Origin of the sequence: Crossiella cryophila (assembly GCF_014204915.1) — a bacterium.
Lineage (GTDB): Bacteria > Actinomycetota > Actinomycetes > Mycobacteriales > Pseudonocardiaceae > Crossiella > Crossiella cryophila.
Map to the genome: position 1 here is coordinate 3,128,523 of NZ_JACHMH010000001.1, position 19,685 is coordinate 3,148,207.

Annotated in this window: 16 protein-coding genes; 8 read left to right on the forward strand and 8 right to left on the reverse strand. The window is 70.6% G+C overall.

Features of this window, described 5'->3' with window-relative positions:
* The first annotated feature begins 59 nt into the window (after positions 1 to 59).
* The gene (locus tag HNR67_RS14615; protein WP_185002557.1) at positions 60 to 1,232 is read left to right on the forward strand and encodes a S8 family peptidase; all 1,173 of its coding nucleotides are present in this window, start codon (positions 60 to 62) and stop codon (positions 1,230 to 1,232) included.
* Between the two features lie 926 nt (positions 1,233 to 2,158).
* Here HNR67_RS14615 and HNR67_RS14620 read toward each other — a convergent pair.
* The 5 genes from HNR67_RS14620 to HNR67_RS14635 form a co-directional block, all read right to left on the reverse strand.
* Positions 2,159 to 3,112 carry a PhoX family protein gene (locus HNR67_RS14620; RefSeq protein ID WP_185002558.1) on the reverse strand — a complete coding sequence of 318 codons (954 nt, stop codon included), beginning with the start codon at positions 3,110 to 3,112 and terminating at the stop codon, positions 2,159 to 2,161.
* Between the two features lie 53 nt (positions 3,113 to 3,165).
* Entirely contained in the window at positions 3,166 to 3,240 is a 75-nt protein-coding gene (locus HNR67_RS46650) for a putative leader peptide (protein WP_374205783.1), read from the reverse strand.
* A gap of 253 nt (positions 3,241 to 3,493) precedes the next feature.
* On the reverse strand, positions 3,494 to 5,020 hold the full coding sequence (locus HNR67_RS14625; protein ID WP_185010655.1) for an NPCBM/NEW2 domain-containing protein: 1,527 nt from the start codon (positions 5,018 to 5,020) through the stop codon (positions 3,494 to 3,496).
* A gap of 175 nt (positions 5,021 to 5,195) precedes the next feature.
* Positions 5,196 to 7,511, reverse strand: coding sequence for a glycosyl hydrolase family 95 catalytic domain-containing protein (locus tag HNR67_RS14630; RefSeq protein ID WP_185002559.1), 2,316 nt, complete (start codon positions 7,509 to 7,511; stop codon positions 5,196 to 5,198).
* Between the two features lie 200 nt (positions 7,512 to 7,711).
* Positions 7,712 to 9,031 (reverse strand): DUF349 domain-containing protein, encoded by a 1,320-nt coding sequence (locus HNR67_RS14635; protein WP_185002560.1) that lies wholly within the window; start codon positions 9,029 to 9,031, stop codon positions 7,712 to 7,714.
* A 218-nt stretch (positions 9,032 to 9,249) separates the two neighbouring features.
* On the opposite strand from HNR67_RS14635, the gene HNR67_RS14640 reads away from it, so the two are divergent.
* From HNR67_RS14640 to dapF, 3 genes are all read left to right on the forward strand, one after another.
* On the forward strand, positions 9,250 to 9,948 hold the full coding sequence (locus HNR67_RS14640) for a class III extradiol ring-cleavage dioxygenase family protein (protein WP_185002561.1): 699 nt from the start codon (positions 9,250 to 9,252) through the stop codon (positions 9,946 to 9,948).
* 171 nt (positions 9,949 to 10,119) lie between these two features.
* Entirely contained in the window at positions 10,120 to 11,016 is an 897-nt protein-coding gene (gene miaA, locus HNR67_RS14645) for a tRNA (adenosine(37)-N6)-dimethylallyltransferase MiaA (protein ID WP_185010657.1), read from the forward strand.
* A 4-nt stretch (positions 11,017 to 11,020) separates the two neighbouring features.
* Positions 11,021 to 11,863, forward strand: a complete 843-nt coding sequence (gene dapF / locus HNR67_RS14650; protein WP_185002562.1) for a diaminopimelate epimerase — start codon at positions 11,021 to 11,023, stop codon at positions 11,861 to 11,863.
* Here the strand turns inward: dapF and HNR67_RS14655 are convergent.
* A complete protein-coding gene (locus tag HNR67_RS14655; protein WP_185002563.1) occupies positions 11,830 to 12,243 on the reverse strand; it encodes a winged helix-turn-helix transcriptional regulator in 414 nt (137 codons plus the stop codon). The genes dapF and HNR67_RS14655 overlap by 34 nt on opposite strands.
* 76 nt (positions 12,244 to 12,319) lie before the next feature.
* Between HNR67_RS14655 and HNR67_RS14660 the strand changes: the two genes are divergently transcribed.
* The gene (locus tag HNR67_RS14660; RefSeq protein ID WP_185002564.1) at positions 12,320 to 13,237 is read left to right on the forward strand and encodes an NADP-dependent oxidoreductase; all 918 of its coding nucleotides are present in this window, start codon (positions 12,320 to 12,322) and stop codon (positions 13,235 to 13,237) included.
* Here the strand turns inward: HNR67_RS14660 and HNR67_RS14665 are convergent.
* A complete protein-coding gene (locus tag HNR67_RS14665) occupies positions 13,183 to 14,109 on the reverse strand; it encodes a ferritin family protein (protein WP_185002565.1) in 927 nt (308 codons plus the stop codon). The genes HNR67_RS14660 and HNR67_RS14665 overlap by 55 nt on opposite strands.
* Positions 14,110 to 14,331: 222 nt before the next feature.
* On the opposite strand from HNR67_RS14665, the gene hflX reads away from it, so the two are divergent.
* From hflX to HNR67_RS14680, 3 genes are read left to right on the forward strand one after another with little or no spacing between them, the layout of a single operon-like run.
* Positions 14,332 to 15,756 carry a GTPase HflX gene (gene hflX, locus HNR67_RS14670; RefSeq protein ID WP_185002566.1) on the forward strand — a complete coding sequence of 475 codons (1,425 nt, stop codon included), beginning with the start codon at positions 14,332 to 14,334 and terminating at the stop codon, positions 15,754 to 15,756.
* Between the two features lie 5 nt (positions 15,757 to 15,761).
* Positions 15,762 to 16,799 carry a hypothetical protein gene (locus HNR67_RS14675; RefSeq protein WP_246493193.1) on the forward strand — a complete coding sequence of 346 codons (1,038 nt, stop codon included), beginning with the start codon at positions 15,762 to 15,764 and terminating at the stop codon, positions 16,797 to 16,799.
* A gap of 25 nt (positions 16,800 to 16,824) precedes the next feature.
* Positions 16,825 to 17,535, forward strand: coding sequence for a dienelactone hydrolase family protein (locus HNR67_RS14680; RefSeq protein ID WP_185002568.1), 711 nt, complete (start codon positions 16,825 to 16,827; stop codon positions 17,533 to 17,535).
* Here HNR67_RS14680 and HNR67_RS14685 read toward each other — a convergent pair.
* A complete protein-coding gene (locus HNR67_RS14685) occupies positions 17,528 to 19,555 on the reverse strand; it encodes a neutral/alkaline ceramidase (RefSeq protein ID WP_185002569.1) in 2,028 nt (675 codons plus the stop codon). The two genes, HNR67_RS14680 and HNR67_RS14685, sit on opposite strands and share 8 nt — an antisense overlap.
* Positions 19,556 to 19,685: the final 130 nt, after the last annotated feature.

A 19,685-nucleotide genomic window follows, 5' to 3' on the forward strand; every position in this document is an offset into this window, starting at 1 on the left:
GGGTTGTTTCTCCTAAGCTCTGAATTGCCACCAAGCAATTCCCTGCCAAGGAGCAAGCCATGTCGAAAACAACGCGTGCGCTGAGTGTCGCGCTGCTCTCCGCGGTCGCCGTCAGCGGTTTCGCGGCCCTGCCCGCCCAGGCCGCCGAGGGCGCGGTCCGGGGCGCCGACGCGGCCACCGCGGTGCCCGGCAGCTACCTGGTCGTGCTCAAGGACCAGGCCGCGAAGGCCAGCCCGGATACGGTGTCCGGAAAGGTGGGCGCGCAGGTCAGACGGACCTTCTCCACCGCGCTGAACGGGTTCGAGGTCACCGCGGACGCCCGCGCGGCGCGCCGGCTGGCCGCCGACCCGAACGTGGCCTACGTGGAGCAGAACCAGGTCGTCTCGCTGACCGCGACCCAGCCGAACCCGCCGTCATGGGGATTGGACCGGATTGACCAGCGCAACCTGCCGCTGGACAACTCCTACACCTATTCCAACACGGCCGCCGCGGTGCACATCTACATTCTCGACACCGGAATCCGGGCCACTCATCAGCAGTTCTCCGGTCGGGTCGGGAATGGTTTCGACTTCGTCGACAACGACAGCAACCCGGACGACGCCAACGGCCACGGCACGCACGTCGCGGGCACCGCGGCGGGCACCGCCTACGGAGTGGCCAAGGCCGCGCGACTGCACGGGGTCCGGGTGCTCAACGCCCAGGGCAGCGGCACCACCGCCGGGGTCATCGCCGGCGTGGACTGGATCACCCGCAACGCGGTGAAGCCCGCGGTCGCCAACGTCAGCCTGGGCGGCGGCGTGTCCCCGACCCTGGACGCCGCGGTGCAGCGCTCCATCGCCTCCGGCGTGACCTACTCGATCGCCGCGGGCAACAACGGCGTCGACGCGGTGAACAACTCCCCGGCCCGGGTCGAGCAGGCCATCACGGTCGGCGCGACCAGTCGCACCGACGCCAAGGCCAGCTGGTCCGCCTTCGGCCCGCGGGTCGACCTGTTCGCGCCGGGCGTGGACATCACCTCGTCCTGGCGCACCAGTGACACGGCCACCTTCACCGGCAGCGGCACCAGCTTCGCCGCCCCCCACGTGACCGGCGCCGCCGCCCTGTACCTGTCCACCAACCCGACCGCCACCCCGCAGCAGGTCCGCGACGCCCTGGTCGCCAAGTCCACCCCCAACAAGGTCACCAGCCCCGGCGCCGGCTCCCCCAACCGCCTCCTCTACACCGGCCCCTGATCCTCACCCGTCCCATAACGGCCAACACGCGCGGAGGGTTGAAACCCATCCCGCGCGTGTTGGCCGTTGTTGTACGGGGTGTTGGCCGTTGTGGGACGGGGCGGGGTGTGGGGTTGGGGGTGAACCCCCACGACGAGGGTTCTCGTGTGTTCTCCGTACGGCCTGGAGCTTGCTGACCGCGCCCCGAGGAGCGGCCCCTGCAACACAAACCGCCGCCGACCCCGCCCATCGTGACGGGGGCCGCTCCTCGGGGTGTGGTTGGCTTGCGGAAGGCCGTGCGGAGAACACGCGAGCCCTCGGAGCCACGCTGGAACCGGCCCCGGCAGCCTGCCCAGCCCCGCAACCTGCTCACCCCGGCTCTTGATCTGTGCACCCCCCTCCGGTGGTCTGCCCGGCCGGCGAGGCCATCTTTTCCGCTTTTGATCTTTGCGCTGTTGGCCTCTGTTGCTGAGGTACCCGAACAAAGATCAAGATCGTCCTCGCCGGACGGGCAGAAATCAAAGGATGGGGGGGAAAGTCAAAAACAAGAGCAAAGACAAAGAGCAGTGCTCGTACGGTTCCCCCATCCCCGTCAGCCCTCCGATACCAAACCACATCCCGGGCACGCAGACCGTTGCGGTTGAGAAGCTAGGGCGGCGGCAGGTTGCGGTCTGCGCACCCGGGATGTGGTGTGTCCTCTCCAGGCTGACGGGGATGGGGGAACCGCTCAGGTGTGGTTTGAAAAGCCACCCCGGCCGCCTGTTCGGGCTTCGCCCAGCCGCAATCGCCCAAGGCGTACAAGAACGGCCAACGTGGTGTACGACAACGGCCAACACTGGGTACGACAACGGCCAACACGCGCGGAGGGGGTTCAAACCCGAACCCCTCCCGGCGTGTTGGCCGTTCTCGTACCGCGTGTTGGCCGTTGTTGTACGGGGTGTTGGCTGTTATGGGTGGAGGGGGATTCCGTCCCAGCGGATGCCGAAGGTGCCGGGGCCTACGTCTTGGGCTATGGCGTGTACTGAGCCGGAGCTGGAGACGGTCAGGGCTCGGCGGCGGGTGCCGGTGGGGGAGGCGAGGGGGCTGGTTACCTGGTAGGCGCGTTGGGGGAGGGCTTCTGGGTGGAAGCGGATTTCGGCCAGGTAGTCGCGGACGGGGCGGCGGAATTTGCGGCAGAACAGGTCGCCCTGGCGGGGTGGGGCGCCTGCGGGGCTGATGACCTCGAATTCCATCATGACTGTTTCGCCTCGGCTCAGCGGTTCGTCGAAGAGGAGTTCGGCGGCCATCAGGCCGGTGTCGGGGTGGATGGCGAGGTTGCCCAGCCGGCAGTGGCGCAGGGGGACCAGGTCGGCGGCGGCGCCTCGGGGGTGGCGGGGGTCGTAGACGACCAGCCAGCGGTCGGCGCCGTCGGCGTCGGCTCGGAGGACCTGTTTGACTCGCAGGCTTTGCTGGCGGCCGTCGCGGCCTACCTCGACCAGGTCGTGCTGGCTCAGGCGGGTCAGCAACTCGTCCGAGCTTGTGTCTACTGTGGACAGTAGTTCGGCCAGGCGGTCCCGGCGGGACCAGAGTTGTTCCACGGCGGGGGTGGCCACGGGGGCCATGGCGTGTCTGCCGCGGGGGCGGGGTGGGCCGACGAGCATCCGCAGCGCCGCCTCCGGCAGGCCGAGCACGGCCTCCAGGTGGCCGAGCACCACGAAGGAGTCGTCGCGTTCTGGTTGGCGGCGGCCGGATTGCCAGTTGCTCAGGGTGGCCACGCTGACGGTGGCGCCGCGGGCGCGTAATCGGTGCTGGATCCGGTCCAGGCTCAGGCCGCTGGCCTGGATCGCGGCGCGCAGGGCGGCCGGGAAGGGGCCGGTGCGCAGCAGGGTGGTCAGGTCGGGGGAGGAGATGGCCAGCGTCATGGAGTTGGTCCCGTTGGTCTCGTAAGGGCAGGGGCGAGACGTGGTGTACGGGATCAGCGACAGGCCGCGGAGGCCACCCGGACAAGGTCGATGTGACCCCGGGTGGTCAGGATTTCCTGCGGTGCCATGGGTTGGACGCTAGGGGCGGTGGATTTGCGCTGTCAACGGCTCTCACGTGGTGGACAGTCCTCGACGCCTGGCCACGCCCCTGCTGGTTCAGGTGCGTAGCCAGGCTCGCCAGATGGCCCAGTGCGAGACCCCGTCACCACTGGGAACCGCTCCAGGATTGCGGTTTCCCGTGGCGGCGGGAGACTGCAATCCTGGGCGAAGGCACCGACGATCGATGCGGGCCATCAGAGTGATGCGGTTAGGCCATCAGCATCAGGCGCAGGTGATCTTGGCGTCGGCCCAGTCCGCGTGGTCGTAGTTGATGTTGTCGCCGCCGTCGGTGACGACCAGCCGGAGTTGTTCGGCGTCACTGACATCGGCGGTGATCGCGGTGGCGCCGCCGGATCCGGTCAGCACCCCGGTGGCCGCCTTGCGGTTGCCGTCGGCGTGCACTTCGAAGACCACCGAGCCGTTCGCCCCGGCCACCTCGTCGTCGATGCCGACCTGGGCGGTGAAGGTGGAGCATTTGCGGCCCAGGTACATGGTGATCTCACTGCGCGCGTGCACGCCGATGCCCTTGGGGTAGGTGACCCCGCCGATGGTCAGCGGCTTGCCGTCGCCCGCGGGCTGGTTGCCGTTGCTGCGGTCCTTCTCCGCCGGGCCCCAGCCGTTGGCCACGCCCTGCCAGTCCAGGTCGGAGACCTGCGAGGTGCCCGCGGGCGGCGGGGTCTGCGCGCCGACCCGGCTGACCCGGTACATCACGGTGCCGTGTGCGGGCACCGAGGCGCTGATCGCGCCGGTGCTGGTGCGGGTGGCCTTGGACCACAGGTCCTTGAGCCGGAAGTTGTTGCCGGACAGGCCGATCTCCGCGGCGGTGGTGTTGATGGTGGCGGCCGAGCCGTTCTCGTTGAACAGCGCCACCGCGACATCGCCGTTCGCGAGCGGCTTGGCGATCACGTAGGTGCCGCCGGATGCCTTGATCTGCTTGCCCTGCACGCCCTTGGCGTCCTGGTCGACGTCGATGACGTCCTTGTTGAGCAGGGTGTTGAAGTTCTCCTGGTTGACCTTGCGCAGGTCGGCGCCGATGAGCAGCGGCGCGGCCATGATGGCCCACAGGCTGAAGTGCGAGCGGTATTCGGTGGGGGTCATGCCGCCGTTGCCGACCTCGAGCATGTCCGGGTCGTTCCACGCGCCGGGCTTGGCGTACTGCGCGAGGGGCAGGTTCTTCTTGAAGATCTGCACCATTTTCGCCCAGGTGTCGTTGATGTCACCGGTGGTGCGCCACAGGTTTCCGGTGTCCTGGGCCCATTCCCACGGCTTGTTCTGGCCCCATTCGCAGATGGAGAACACGATGGGCCGCCCGGTGGCCTTGAGCGCGTCGCGCATCTTGCGGTAGCGCATCTTGGCGTCCACGCCCTGGTTGTTGCAGTTGTCGTACTTGAGGTAGTCCACGCCCCAGCTGGCGAAGAGTTTGGCGTCCTGTTCCTCGTGGTTGAGCCCGCCGGGGAAGCCCGCGGTGTTGCAGGTCTTGGTGCCGGCGCTGGTGTAGATGCCGAACTTGAGGCCCTTGCTGTGCACGTAGTCGGCGACGAACTTGATGCCGCGCGGGAATCGCTTGGGGTCGGGTTCCAGGTTGCCCTGGGCGTTGCGGGTGGTCTTGGCCCAGCAGTCGTCGATGTTGACGTACTGGTAGCCGACGTCCTTGAGGCCCTTGTCCACGAAGATGTCGGCCATGTCCATGACCATCTTCTCGTTGAACTCGGCCCGGCAGTGCGTGGTGTTCCAGTTGTTGAAGCCCATCGGGGGTGTGCGGGCCAGGCCGTTCTCCAGTGCCTCGGCCTGTGGCGCGGCCACCGTGGTCAGCACGAGTCCGGTCGCGGCGATCACGGTGGATGCCGCGGCCAGTACGGCCGTCAGTCTTCTGCGCACGATAACTCCTTGTCCGGCAACGGGTTTCGCGGCGGCGAGGTGAGTCTTAGGAGAGGCCCCAGGGTTTGCCGGGGTTGGAGATCCGGACCGGCTCGATGGTCAGCTCGGGCATGGCGCCCTGCGGGTAGATCACCGCGGTGCCGCCGCGGGCCAGATCGAACTCGGCCACGCCGCCGGGCAGTTCGCGGAAGACGATCGGCGAGCCGTCCGGGCGGCTGACCTGGATCGGCCGCTGGATCCCGTGCCGCACCTTGCACGGCGAACCGGCCAAGCTGCGCACCGAGACCCACCGGGTGCGCCCGCCCTTGCGGACCGCGCTGACCTCGAAGGCGCCCTCGGTGAGGAACTTGTCCACGGTGACGTCGGCCCAGCCGCGCGGCACCGCCGGGAAGATCCGGATGAACTCGCCCCAGCTCTGCACGAGCATGTCGTGCAGGGACTGCGCCGCGGACAGCGGGGTTTCCACCACCGGGCTGCCCTCGCGGTACATGGTGTTCTCGGTGACCGGGTACCGGGTGCTGGGGTCGAAGAACTTCAGCAGGTAGGCCAATGCCTCGTCACCCCGGCCGAGTCCGGCCAGCATGGAGGCCGCGCCGGTGTAGCTGTAGCCGCGGTGCGCGCCCTGGATGGCGTGCCAGTGCTTGATGGAGGTGTCGATCAGCGTGCGTTGCGCGGGATCGTCGCCGGTGATCTCATACAGCGGGTAGACCATCAGCAGGTGCGAGTAGTGCCGGTGCGACTTCTCGTACGGCACTCCGGCGCCGATCATGAACCCGTTCTTGTCGGTGGGGTAGGGCACCAGATCACGCAGCACCTGCCGCCACTTCGAGGCCAGCGGATCGTTCTTGCCGAGTTTGTCGTTGGCGTACAACAGGGTCCGGCAGCCCCAGCGGATCAGCGCGAGGTCGTAGTTGCAGTCCGGCGCGTTGCCGTACTCGGGGGAGTGGGTTTCCGGCAGGTGCAGCTTGCCGTCGGTGCCGGGCTTGAGGAAGTGCAGGTAGTAGTTGATCGATCGGCGCAGGATCGGGAAGAGCGTGTCCCGCAGGATGGCGATGTCCATGGTGTGCCGGTAGGACAGCCACACGTTGTGCAGGGTCCAGGTCAGGTTGCCGGTCTCCGGGCTGCCGCCGCCGTCGCCGGGACGCGCCACGTAGCTGCCCTTGAGCGTGGTCCGGTCCGTGCTGCGGCCCACCCCGGCGGAGTCGTGCTGGTACTCCGGCCGGACGTTCTTGATCAGCTGCGCCTGGTTGTCCCGCAGCGTGCTGGTGATGGCGTCCAGTTCGACGTGGTTGCTGCCGTGGATGAGCCAGTACTCCAGCTGCACGTTGAGGTTCCACCACACCGCGGGCCAGCCGGTGGGCTCGAACCAGGGCCCGCAGGTGGCCATCACGGTGCCGCCGGCCCTGGTGCCGGTGGCGGTCTTGTAGAGCTGGATCCACCAGAAGCTCTGCAGCCGCTGGTCGGGCAGGGAGACGAAGCTCTTGCGGTAGAAGGCGTGCCACCATTCGCGGTGACTGGCCACCAGCGCGGCCACGCCGGTCTCGGCGGCGTCCCTGACCAGCTTGAGCGCCTCGGCCTCGGCGGTGCGGGCCGGGAAGCTGTGCGCCACCGCGAGCAGCAGGGTGTGCTCGCCGGAGGTCCAGGCCGGGTCGCGGTAGGCGGTGGTGGTCTGCCCGCCGGCCAGCATCTCCTGCCGCACCACCTGCTCCGCGCCGTTGGTCGCGCGCACCGGTTCCGGGTTGTGCGTGTAGCCGCTGGGCGGGTCGGGCCGGGTGCTGACCGCGGGTTCGGGGTGGAAGACCCAGCGCACCCGCTCACCGCCGCTGGGGGTCACCTGGGCCAGCAGCACCGAGCGGGTGGTGTGGATGAACGCCCGCAGCTTCAGCGTGCCCGCCGAGGTGGTGATGGTGCCGGTGAACTCGCCGTGCCAGAGGTCCAGCCGCCAGTCCACGCCGGTGATCGTGCCGGCGGGTTCCAGGGTCAGGTGGCCGACCGGCAGCCGGCACACGCCGTGCCCGCTGCCGAACTGCGGCCGGTGGTCCTGCACCTCGGCGTGCTGCACGCTGAACCGGATCGCGTTCTTGCCGGGTTCCTTGCGGATGATCGACCCGAGTCGCCCGTCACCGAGGAAGGGCCCCTGCCACCACTCGGCAGGCAGCTTCTTCCACACCGGATCCTGCGCGCCGAGGAACCTCGCCCAGTCCACCTCGGACAGTCCGGCGATGCCCGGTTCCGGGGGCTCCGCCGGGACCGGGGCCGCCGGCGCGGCGGTGGCCGTGGGCGCGGCGGCGCCGACCACCCCGGCCGCTGCGGTGGCGGCCAGGAAGGTCCGACGAGAAAGATCCCATCTCTGCTCATCCATCGATAAGCCTCTTTCGCTTCCATGGATGGGCCGATGGCGGCTTTTCGACCCCGATGTCGTGCACGAAGCTAGGAGCGCGGGCCCCGGCGCGTCAATGCTCCGACAAGGTAAGAGATCGGATGTATAGGTTTTCGAATCCGGCTACCGCGGACAAAAAAGACCCCCGGCGCGTATCGCACCGGGGGCCTGGTTCTCGCTGGTCAGCGGCTCGCGAGGGACTCCTCGGCGGCGGCCAGCCACTCACGCCACTGCGCGGCCTGGGCCTCGGCCTCCTTGGCCTTGCGGTCGTTGCCCGCCGAACGCGCCTTGGCCGCCTGCGACTCGAACTGCTCGACCCGCTCGCGGAACTGGGCGACCCTGGCCTCAGCCTCGGGGTCGGAGCGGCGCCACTGCGCGTCGACCGCGCCACGCACCCGCTCCTCGACCGCGCGCAGCCTGCCTTCCAGCTCGCGCACCTTCTCCCTCGGCACCTTGCCGATGGCGTCCCAGCGCTCCTGCAGCTTGTACAGCGCGCCGCGCGCGGCCTCCAGCCCACCGGTGCCAGCCGGATCGATCTGCTCGGCCTCGGCCAGCAGCTCTTCCTTCAGCTTGGCGTTCTCGCCGAACTCCGCGTCCCGCTCGGAGAAGGCGTCGGAACGGCGGGCGAAGAACTTGTCCTGCGCGCCGCGGAAGCGCTGCCACAGCGCGTCGTCGGCGTCCTTCGGGGCCCGGCCGGCGGCCTTCCACTCGGTCATCAGGTCCTTGTACCGGGTCGCGGTGTCGCCCCAGTCGCCGGACTCGGCGATCCGCTCGGCCTCTTCCACGATCTCCTGCTTGCGCTGCTTCGCGGTGGACCGCTGCCGGTCCAGGTCCGCGAAGTGCGAGCCGCGCCGCCGGTTGAAGGCGTCCCGTGCCTTGGCGAAGCGCCGCCAGAGCTGCTCGTCGGTCTTGCGGTCGACCCCGCGCACGGCCTTCCACTCGTCCAGCATCTGGCGCAGCCGGTCCCCGGCCACCTTCCACTGCGTGGACTCATTCGCCAGGCCCTCGGCCTCGTCGACCAGGGCCTGCTTCTTGGCCACCGCCTCGACCCTGGCGGCCTCCTTGGCCACCTTGCCGGCCTCGACCGCGGCCTCAGCCTTGATCACCAGCGCGTCCAGCTTCGTGGCCAGCGCGGCCAGGTCGCCGACCACGTGGGCCTCGGCCAGGCTCTCCTTGATGGTGCGCACGCTGGTCAGGGCCTGCTTGGGGTCCCCGGCGCCAGAGGTCAGCCGGGTGTCCAGCAGTTCGACCTCGGTGCGCACGTCGTCGAAGCGGCGCGCGAAATGCGCCAGCCCCTCGGCGGGCTCACCCGCCTGCCACGACCCGATCGAGCGCTCGCCCTCCGCGGTGCGCACATACACGGTGCCATCGGCATCGACCCTGCCCCAGCGGCCTGGATCGTCGGACGCGACCGGCACCGTTGGCGCCTGCCCCGCTCCGCCTGGGTGCTGCGCCGGTGTGGCCGCAGCTACAGTCGCCAGGTTCGTGTCCTGGTCCGTCATCGCCGGCTCCTCCTTGACTGCCCGCCTCGCTCGCCCGCAGCTGAATACGCGGGCGCCCCGCAGCAGCGGGGCCAGTGCACGTCATCGAGGACCGGCACTCGCGGTCCTCGACGCCGCATTCAAACAGGTCAGGGCCGCCGGTGGTACTCCTGGGCCAGGTTGTGACCTTGCTTTTGCCTACGGTTGCCCCCGCGCGAGCCCCACTAGCCTTGATGCTCGTGATCGCCCGAGTCGCCTTCGCGCCCCATCCACCCCTGTTGGTACCCGAACTGGTGACCGGAGCCGCCACCGAGACGGAACCCCTGCGGCGGGCCTGCCGCGCGGCCGCCGCCACCCTCACCCGAATGGCCGACCACTGGTGGGTGATAGCCGTTGACCAGGCCGGACCCAAGATCATCGGCCCGGAGGCCCGCGGCACCTTCGCCGGGTTCGGCGTGGACCTCGAGGTCGACCTGGGCCGCGGCCAGGGCCCGGCCGACCCGGAGTTGCCGGTCCCGGCGCTGATCGCGGGCTGGCTGCGTGCGCACGCGGGCGCACGCTCGGTGACCGTCCAACTGCTGCCCACGGATCTTGATCCGGCCGCGTGCCTAGATCTGGGGACAACGCTGGCCGCGGGACCGGAGCGCACCGGGCTGCTGGTCCTCGCCGACTCCTCGGCCCGGCTGACCCCACGCTCCCCGGTGCCGCCGGATCCGCGCGCCCCGGACTTCGACGCCCGGATCTCCAGCGCGCTGGCCACCGGCGACCCGGCCCCGCTGACCGCACTGGACCCGGCGCTGGCGGTCGAGCTGTGGGCGCACGGCCGGGCCGCCTACCAGGTCGCCGGGGCCGCCACCGCGGGCCGGGACTGGCAGGCCGAGCTGCTCTACTCCGACTGCCCCTACGGCGTCGGCTACCACGTGGCCACCTGGACCTGACCCACAACGGCCAACACACCGTACGAAAACGGCCAACACACGGTACGAAAACGGCCAACACTCCGACCGGCTTGCCCGCTCCCCGCGTGTTGGCCGAACTCGTACGGTGTGTTGGCTGAAGTGGGACGGTGTGTTGGCCGTTGTGGGGGCTCGTAGGCTGGTTGGGTGGTTTTGCTTCGTCCTCTCGCGATCGTCGGCCCCACCGCCGCCGGCAAGTCCGGGCTTGGCGTGCGACTGGCCAGGCGACTGGGTGGCGAGGTGGTCAACGCCGACGCCGCCCAGCTCTACCGGGGCATGGACATCGGCACCGCCAAGCTCACCGAGGCCGAACGCGAGGGCGTGCCGCACCACCTGCTCGACGTCCTCGAGGTCACCGAGACCGCCGCGGTCGCCGCCTACCAGCGGCAGGCGCGGGCCAAGGTCGAGGAACTGCTCGCCGCCGGCCGGACGCCGATCCTCGTCGGCGGCTCCGGCCTGTACGTGCAGTCGGTGCTGGACGACCTGGAGTTCCCCGGCACCGACCCGGGACTGCGCGCCGAACTGGAGGCCGAACTCGCCGAGGTCGGCTCCGCCGTGCTGCACGACCGGCTCACCGGACAGGACCCCCTCGCGGCGTCCTCGATCCTGCCCAGCAACGGCCGCCGGGTGGTGCGCGCCCTCGAGGTCATCCGGCTCACCGGCCGCCCCTTCTCCGCCACGCTGCCCACCCCAGGCCCGGCCCGCTACGGCACGGTGATCATCGGCCTGGCCCCCGACCTGCCGCTGCTGGACGCCCGGATCAACGCCAGGGTCACCGAGATGTTCGCCGCCGGACTGGTCGAGGAGGTCCGCGAACTGGAGGCGGCCGGGCTGCGCGACGGGCTCACCGCGTCAAGGGCACTGGGGTATCAGCAGGTCCTGGCCGCCTTCGACGGCACGCACGACCTGGACACCGCCGCCGAGCTGACCGCGCAGGCCACCCGGCGCTTCGTCCGGCGGCAGCGCTCCTGGTTCCGCCGGGACAAGCGCACGCACTGGTTCGACCCGGCGGACCCCGGCCTGGACCAGGCCGTGCTGGACGTACTCTGAACCGGTGGCCGGAGTGGAATTCCTCAAGGGACACGGCACGGAGAACGACTTCGTGCTGCTGCCCGACGCGGACGGAGAACTGGACCTGACCGACGCCCTGGTGCGCGCGCTGTGCGATCGCCAGCGCGGACTGGGCGCCGACGGCGTGCTGCGGGTGGTGCGCACCGCCAAACTCGCCGACGCCCCGGCCGGGGTCGAGGCGGCCGAGTGGTTCATGGACTACCGCAACGCCGACGGCTCCATCGCCGAGATGTGCGGCAACGGCGTCCGGGTCTTCGCGCACTACCTGGTGCGCCAGGGCCTGGCCCAGGTCGGCGAGTTCCCGGTCGGCACCAGGGCCGGGATCCGGCCGGTCATCGCGCACGCCGACGGCACCGTCACCGTGGACATGGGCCCGGTCACCGTCTTCGGCCGCTCCACCGCCACCCTTGGCGGCCGCGAGTACCCCGGCGTCGCGGTCGACGTCGGCAACCCGCACCTGGTCTGCCCCCTGGACGGCGGCCTGGAAGACCTCGACCTGACCAGGCAGCCCGGCTACGACCCCGCGGTGTTCCCGCGCGGGGTCAACATCGAGTTCGTGCGCACCCTCGCCCCCGGCAAGCTGCGCATGCGGGTGCACGAGCGTGGCGTGGGGGAGACCCGCTCCTGCGGCACCGGCACGGTGGCCACCGCGGCCGCCGCCCTGCACCTGACCGGCCACAACACCGGCGAGGTCACCGTGGACATCCTCGGCGGCCAGGTCAGGGTCACCGTGGAGGACCAGCGCGCCACCCTCACCGGGCCTGCCGTGCTGGTCGCCAGCGGCACCCTGGATCAGTCCTGGTGGGACTCGTTCCGCGCGTCGTAACCCGCGCGGGCCAGGTACACGTGGTCCATGTTGGCCTCGGCCCACAGCTTGAGCTGCTCCACCGTGGCCCGCAGGCTCGTGCCCAGCGGGGTCAGCGCGTAGTCCACCCGCACCGGCACCGAGGGCGTGACCTCGCGGGTCACCAGGCCGTCCCGCTCCAGCGTGCGCAGGGTCTGGGTGAGCATCTTCTGGCTGATCCCGGCCAGCTTGCGGGACAGCTCGTTGTACCGGCGCGGCCCGTCCTGCAACGCGCAGAGCAGCAACGTCACCCACTTGTCGCTGATCCGGTCCAGCAGGTTCCTGGTCGGACAGGCGGCCAGGTAGGCGTCGTAGGCGTCCCGCTCGGCTGATCTGCGGTCGGCGGCGGTCTGCGTGGCCATGACTCTCCTTCCGGTGTGGTACGCACTTTGAAGTACGTACTCCCCGGCAGAGAGTAGCTCACTTAATGTCCTCCGCATGCGAGCAATTCTGATCAAGAAGTTCGGCGGCCCCGAGGTGCTGGAGGTCGCGGAGGTGCCGGTGCCCGAGGCGGGCGCGGGCCAGGTGCGGATCAAGGTCGAGGCGGCCGCGCTCAACCCGGTCGACCTGCTCAGCGCGGGCGGGTTCTTCGTGCACGCCGGGCGGCTGCCACAGCTCCCGGCCTACGGCGTCGGCTGGGACGTGGCGGGTGTGGTGGACGCGGTGGGCGCGGGCGTCACCGGCTACGCGGTCGGCGACCGGGTCATCGGCCTGTCCGACCAGCTGGACCGGGCCCCCGATGTGCAGGCCGAGTTCGCGGTGCTGCCCGCGACCGACCTGGCCCCGTTCCCGGCAGGCAAGACCGCCGCCGAGGCGGCCAGCCTGCCGCTCAACGCGCTGACCGCCGACCAGGCCATCGACCTGCTGGAACTGCCCGAGGGCGGCACCCTGCTGGTCACCGGCGCGGCCGGTGGCGTCGGCGGTTACGTGGTGGAACTGGGCAAGATGCGCGGCCTGAAGGTGATCGCCACCGCCGGTGCCGCCGATGAGGAACTGGTCCGCTCCTTCGGCGCGGCCGAGTTCATCCCGCGCGGCGCCGCGCTGACCACCTTCGGGCAGGTCGACGGCGTGATCGACGCGGCCAACATCGGTGCGGACGCGGTCACCGCGGTGCGTCCCGGCGGCGGCTTCGTCTCGGTCAACGGCAGCCAGCCGGACACCGACCGCGCGGACGTGCGCGGCCTCGCGGTGATGGTCACCGCGCACGGGCCCCGGCTGGCCGAGCTGTCCGCACTGGTGGAGAAGGGCGAACTCACCGTCCGGGTGTCCGAGGTGCTGCCGTTCGAGCAGGTCACCGAGGCTTACACCAAGCTGGCCGCCGGCGGTTTCCGCGGCCGGATCGTGCTGGCGCCGTGAGCACCCGCTCCGGCCGGGATCAGCCGGTCCCGGCCGGAGCGTTCCGGCAGGCCGATCTCCCGCAGTAGCCAGGCCAGCCGCCGCCAGGCCAGCCGGGCGTGTGGGTGGGCCTCGCCGAACACCGCCGCGATGCCCGGCGCCGCGGCCAGCGCCACCACCTCGCCGATGTCCCCGGCATGGCCCTCCAGCACGCCCTGGCGCAGCGCGTGCAGGCCGAAGGCCAGGTGCCGCGAGCGGTCCCTGGTGATCGCGGCGAACGCGGTCCGCACGCCGGGCAGCCCCGGCATGTCACCCAGCAGCGTGACCAGGGCGAGCTGCCCGGACAGCGCCAGCACCCCCTGCTGGACCAGGTGGAACAGGGTCACCGCGCGCAGCCAGCGCCGGTAGTCGGCGGGGTGGCGCAGCAGCTCGCCGGAGAGTTCGGCCTGGAGTTCCCGCATCGCGGGCCACCCGGGCGCGGGCTCGGGCAGGTCGCACAGTTCCGCTGCCACCCGCAGCGCGAACTGGCGGTGCCGGACCTCGTCCACGAGCTGGGTGCCCAGGTAGAGCAGAGCGTCCGCGTCCGGCGCGGCGACCAGGATCGGCCGCAGCGACTCGATCGAGGTGGGCTCGCCGAGGTTCAGCCTCGGCAGCAGCGCCCGCAGGTCCGCCCTGGTCCGCTCGGGCAGCGACCGCCGCCAGTGCCTGCGGTCCGCGGTGAGGTCGATGTCCCCGGCCTGCCAGGTCTGCGCCACCCAGCGGCGGTGCAGTTCGCGCGGCTCCGGGCGCTCGGCGGCCACCTCGACCGGGTGGCGCAACACCTCCCGCAGCGACGGCCAGCGCAGTTCGCGCAGGCTCGCCTGGTCCAGGCGGCGGGGGATCGGGCGGTTCACGACGGGTGACTCCTGCGGTGACTTCTCCGGCATACGCCCAGGTGCGCGTCCCCTGATCCAACTCGCGGCCGCGTCCTTTTCCATCGGCCCACGGCGGTAACCGATTCGCCCGGCTGCTACCCCAGGCGTACGACCACCCGCGTCACCCGTCCGGCGGCGGCTGCGCGAAAGTGCCCGGTCACACCGGAAATCGCTGGCGGAACGTGGGACACTGGACCCCGTATGACGGAATTCATGACACAGGCCGACGAGACGGACATCCTCTCGACCGGCGAGATGGAACTGGCCGACCGCGCCGCGCTCCGCAGGGTCGCCGGGCTGTCCACCGAACTCGCGGACATCAGCGAGGTCGAGCAGCGACAGCTCCGGCTCGAGCGGGTGGTGCTGGTCGGCGTGTGGACCGAGGGCGACGCCGAGGAGGCTGAAGCCTCGCTCGCGGAGTTGGCCCGGCTGGCCGAGACCGCGGGCGCCGAGGTCCTGGAAGGCCTCATCCAGCGCCGCCAGAAACCCGACCCGGCCACCTACGTGGGCTCCGGCAAGGTCATCGAGCTGCGCGAGTCGGTCATCGAGACCGGCGCCGACACGGTCATCTGCGACGGTGAGCTGTCCCCTGGGCAGCTCCGGCAGCTGGAGGAGAAGCTCAAGGTCAAGGTGGTCGACCGGACCGCGTTGATCCTGGACATCTTCGCCCAGCACGCCAGCTCGCGGGAGGGCAAGGCGCAGGTCGAACTGGCCCAGCTGCAGTACCTGCTGCCCCGGCTGCGTGGCTGGGGTGAGTCGCTGTCCAGGCAGGCCGGTGGCCGCGCCGGTGGCAACGCCGGTGTGGGTCTGCGTGGTCCCGGTGAGACCAAGCTGGAGACCGACCGCAGGCGGATCACCAAGCGGATGGCCAAGCTGCGCAGGGAGATCCGCGCGATGGGCACGGTCAGGGAGACCAAACGCGGTATGCGGGTGGCCAACCTGGTGCCGAACGTGGCCATCGCCGGGTACACCAACGCGGGCAAGTCCAGCCTGCTCAACGCCATCACCGGCGCGGGCGTGCTGGTCGAGGACGCGCTGTTCGCGACCCTGGACCCGACCACCCGCCGGGCGCTGACCGAGGACGGCCGCACCTACACCCTCACCGACACCGTCGGCTTCGTCCGCCACCTGCCGCACCAGCTGGTGGAGGCATTCCGATCCACCCTGGAGGAGGTCGCCGACGCCGACCTCATCCTGCACGTGGTGGACGGTTCGGACCCGCTGCCGGAACGCCAGGTCTCCGCGGTGCGGGAGGTGTTCGCCGAGATCATCCAGGACCGGGACACCCCCATGCCGCCGGAAGTGCTGGTGGTGAACAAGCTGGACCAGGCCGACGAGCTGACCGCGACCCGGCTGCGCCACCTTTTCCCGGACGCGCTGTTCGTCTCCGCGCACACCGGCGCCGGCATGGACACCGTGCGCGACCTGGTGGCCGAGCGGATCCCGCGGCCGGACGTGCTGGTGGAGCTGCTCATCCCGTACAGCCGGGGCGAGCTGGTCTCCCGGGTGCACTCCGAGGGCCAGGTGCTCACCGAGAAGCACACCGAGGACGGCACCGAGCTGCGCGCCAGGGTCAAGCCGGAACTGGCCGGGCAACTCGGCGAGTTCGCGGGCAACCGGGCGTGAGTTTCCTGGCTCGCACGACAGCGCTGCTGGTGACACTGGCAGCGCTGTTGTGCGTGTCCGGGCTGCCCGCGCTGGCCGCCGAACCACCCGCGCCGGTGGAGAAGTGCCGGTTCACCGACAAGCGGCTCAAGGAACTCAGCGGCCTGGCCAGCGACGGCAAGCGCTGGTACGCCATGGCCGACGGCGGATCCAAGTTGCAGGTCCTGGTGCTCACCCCGGCGTGCAAGGTGGAGCGGGTGATCAGCAACCCCACCGACCCGTTCGACGTGGAGGACCTGGCCCGCGCGGCCGACGGCACGCTGTGGCTGGCCGACACCGGCGACAACGGCAAGAAGCGGGACAGCGTGGCACTGCACGCGCTGACGCCCAACGGGAAGGCCACGCTGTACCGGCTGACCTACCCCGACGGCCCGCACGACGCGGAAGCCCTGCTGCTGGACCGCAAGGGCACCCCGTACATCGTCACCAAGGAACCCTTCGCCGCGGCCGGGATCTACCGCCCTGGCAAGGCGCTGACCGCACCTGGCCCGACCCCGCTGGAGAAGGTCGGCACGATCCGGATCAGATCCAGCAGCACGCCGGGCGGTCCGGTGGCCGGGTTCGGTTCGGTGCTGGTCACCGGCGGCGCGGTCAGCCACGACGGCACCGTGGTCGCGCTGCGCACCTACACCGACGCGCTGCTGTTCCCGGCCCCCGACGGCGATATCGCCGAGGCGCTCAAACGGGAACCGGTCCGCGTGCCGCTGCCGAACGAGACCCAGGGCGAGGCCATCGCCTTCGAGCCCGACGGCACCCTGCTGTCCGGTTCCGAGGAGATGGACCCGATCCGGGCGATCCCCGGTGCGGCCGCGCTGGCCGCGAGCGCGGCTCCGGCCGGTAACCAGGCATCGAAGACCCCCGCGCCCAACGGCGGCGGCAACCAGGCATCCGGCCAGCCCGCCGAGGCCGAGGGCTCGACCTCCTGGGGCGGCATCCTGCTCGCCGGGGTCGGCGTGCTCGCGGTGATCCTGCTGGTGGGCCGCAGCAGGCGGGCGAAGCGCTAGCGTCCTGCGCGCTTAGCATGGCGAAATGACGACGCGTGTGGAGACCGTGACGGTCTCCGATGGCACCTTCGACCTCTCCGTGTGGCTGCCCGAGGCCACCACCCCGCGCCCGGGAATCCTGCTGGTGCAGGAGATCTTCGGCGTCGGCGACTACATCAAGGCGGTGGCCGCGGACCTGGCCGCGCTGGGCTACGTGGTGGCCGCGCCCGACCTGTTCTGGCGGCAGCACCGCAACTGGGCTGCCGACCACGGCGAGGAGGGCCTGAAAGCCTCCATGGAACTCGTCGGCAAGCACGACTTCCCGGGCGGCATCACCGATTCCCTGGCCGCGCTGGAGGTGCTGCGCGGCCTGCCCGAGGTCGGCGGTGCGCCGGTGGGCGCGCTGGGCTTCTGCTTCGGCGGCACGGTCACCTTCTTCCTGGCCGCGCAGGGCGGTCCGGACGCGGTGGTGTCCTTCTACGGCTCGGGCGTGCCGGACAACGCGGGGCTGCTGGCGAACATCAGCGCGCCGATCCTGATCCACTTCGGCGGGGCCGACCCCTACATCCCGCGCGCGGAGGTGGCCAAGGTCGAGGCCGCCGCGGCCGGCCGGGCCAACGTCGAACTGCACGTGCAGGAGCAGGCCGGGCACGCCTTCCACAACCGCAAGGCCCCGGCGTTCCACCACCCGGAGGCGGCGGCCGAGGCCTGGCGGCTGACGGAGGAGTTCCTGGCGCGGACGCTGCCGGTCAGCTGACCGTGAACTCCGGGGAGGCGCCGGTGAACGAGGTGATCTTGGTGGACAAAGCCTTGGCGTCACCCGAGTACACGATCCGGTACTTCCCCGGCTGCGCGCTGGCAGGCACGTCCCAGGTCACGGTGACCCTGGAGGCCGCGATGCCCCAGCGGGCCCAGTGGAGTTTGGTGGACCAGTCGCCGTCGTCGGCGATCCGCTTCCACCGGTCGCCCTCCTGGCGCTGCACCTCCAGGTAGGACCCGCCGTGGTGCAGGTTGTTGTTCGGGTGCGCCCCGGCGAACTCGACCTTCACCTGCTGGCCTCGGTTGTAGGCGGCCGCGGGCGGGGTGACGGTGTCGCCGAACTTGTAGCCGATCGGCGGGGCGTCCATGACCACCCCGGGCTGCACGGTCCACTTCGACCCGGACAGGTCGGGGACCTGCGGCCCGGGGCTGGTGGCCCGGCCTGCCTTCAGATCACCGGCGACCCTGGCGAACTCCTGCTGGTAGGCGGGCAGCGCCCAGCGGCCGAACATGGTGTGGCCGCCCTCGTAGTCCTGCTGGTCGTACTCCTCCGGCGTGGTCAGGTAGCCCGAGTAGTCGTTGGTGTAGCCGGAGACCAGCACGTTCTCCAGCGGCGCGCCGGTGGCCGCGGCCACCGTCTGGCGCAGCCGCAGCCCGGCCACGATGGTGGTCTCCTTGGCCAGCGTGGCCAGGTAGAACTGGCCGATCTTGAGCACCTGCACCGGCAGGATCTTCGGGGTCAGCCCGAGTGCGCCGGTGTCCAGCAGGATGTCCTTGGGGGACTGGCAGGCGCGCAGTTCCGGCGAGGCCTGGTAGCGGGCCTTGGTGACCAGTTCGATCAGCGGGTTGTTGCCGACACCCTCCTTGAAGATGTCCGGCCCCGGCCCGTCCTCGGTGCTGCCCGCGGCGAAGCTCGCGCCCATGGCCGCGCCACAGGTCTTGTGCTGCTGGCCGTCGCCGGTGAAGCGCTGGTCCACCGTGACATTGCTCAGGTCCACGAAGGACAGTCGGGAGCCGATGCTGCCGGCCACCGCGGTGCCGCCGTTGTCCAGCAGGCGTTTGGCCGCGGCGAACTGGCGCTCACCGATGATCTTGGTGTTGGCGATGTGGTCGTCGGTCGGGCCGATGCCCGGCTTCAGGGCCAGGTTCGGGCTCATGTCCCCGGCGCTGGTCTGGGCGAAGGCCGCCACGAAACCCGGTGCGCCACTGAGGTAGTCGACCCCGCTGACATCGCGCTCCCAGTGGTAGGAGGCGTAACCCTTGTTGTCACCGGAGATCAGCTTGTGGTCGCCGCGCAGGCTGGTGCCGTGGGTGGCGAAGAAGTTCAGCGCGCCGATCGGCTGCCCGCCGCGATCGAAGCGCAGCAACGTGGTCCGCGGGTCGATGCCCTCGGGGAAGTAGGCCTTGTCCGCGGCCGGGTTGCGGTCGAAGGCCCGGCGGGACCGGTTCACGCTGGCATCGCGCAACTCGCCCTTGCCCAGCGAGACCGAGCCCGGCGCCAGGTCCTGGTGGGCCTGCTTCACCGAGGCCACGATGCCGTTGACGATCGCCTTGAAGGTGTCGTCGTGGTAGCCGAAGGTCGTGATGTTGTAGAGCGAGTAGTGCGAGTAGCCGCCCGGCCCGGAATGGGTGTGCGTGGCGGTGATGGCCAGGTTCGCGTCCGTGTAGGCCCCGCCGAGTTCCTGGCCGAGCCGCTTGAGCACGGCCTGCCGGACGCTGGCGAAGATCTGCCCGACGTCCACCGTCACCAGCGCGATCCGTTGGGTGCCAGCGGAGTCGGCCACCACGAAGGCCCTGGACCGCTGCCGCTGGTGGATGCCGGAGGTCTGCTGGTCCAGCTTGGCGTAGCCCATCATGCCGCGCTCGGCCGGTTCCCCGGTCACATCGGCGATGCCCCGGCCCACCAGGTAGGTGTCCGCGGGAGCGGCCGCGGCCGGGTCGAGTTGGGTGAGCAACCCGGCGCCGAGCAGTGTCGCCAGGGCGAGGGTCAGGGCAGGTCTGATGCGGTGCAGGCGCATGGCGGTAGCCCTTCCGGCCAAGGTCGGCTGTGACCTGGAACACGACAAGCGTTGGCCTGAAGGTAGCGAGACCCGAGCTGAATGTGAACCCTTCTCACGTATGGCGCGGGTGGATCACGCCCAGTAGCAC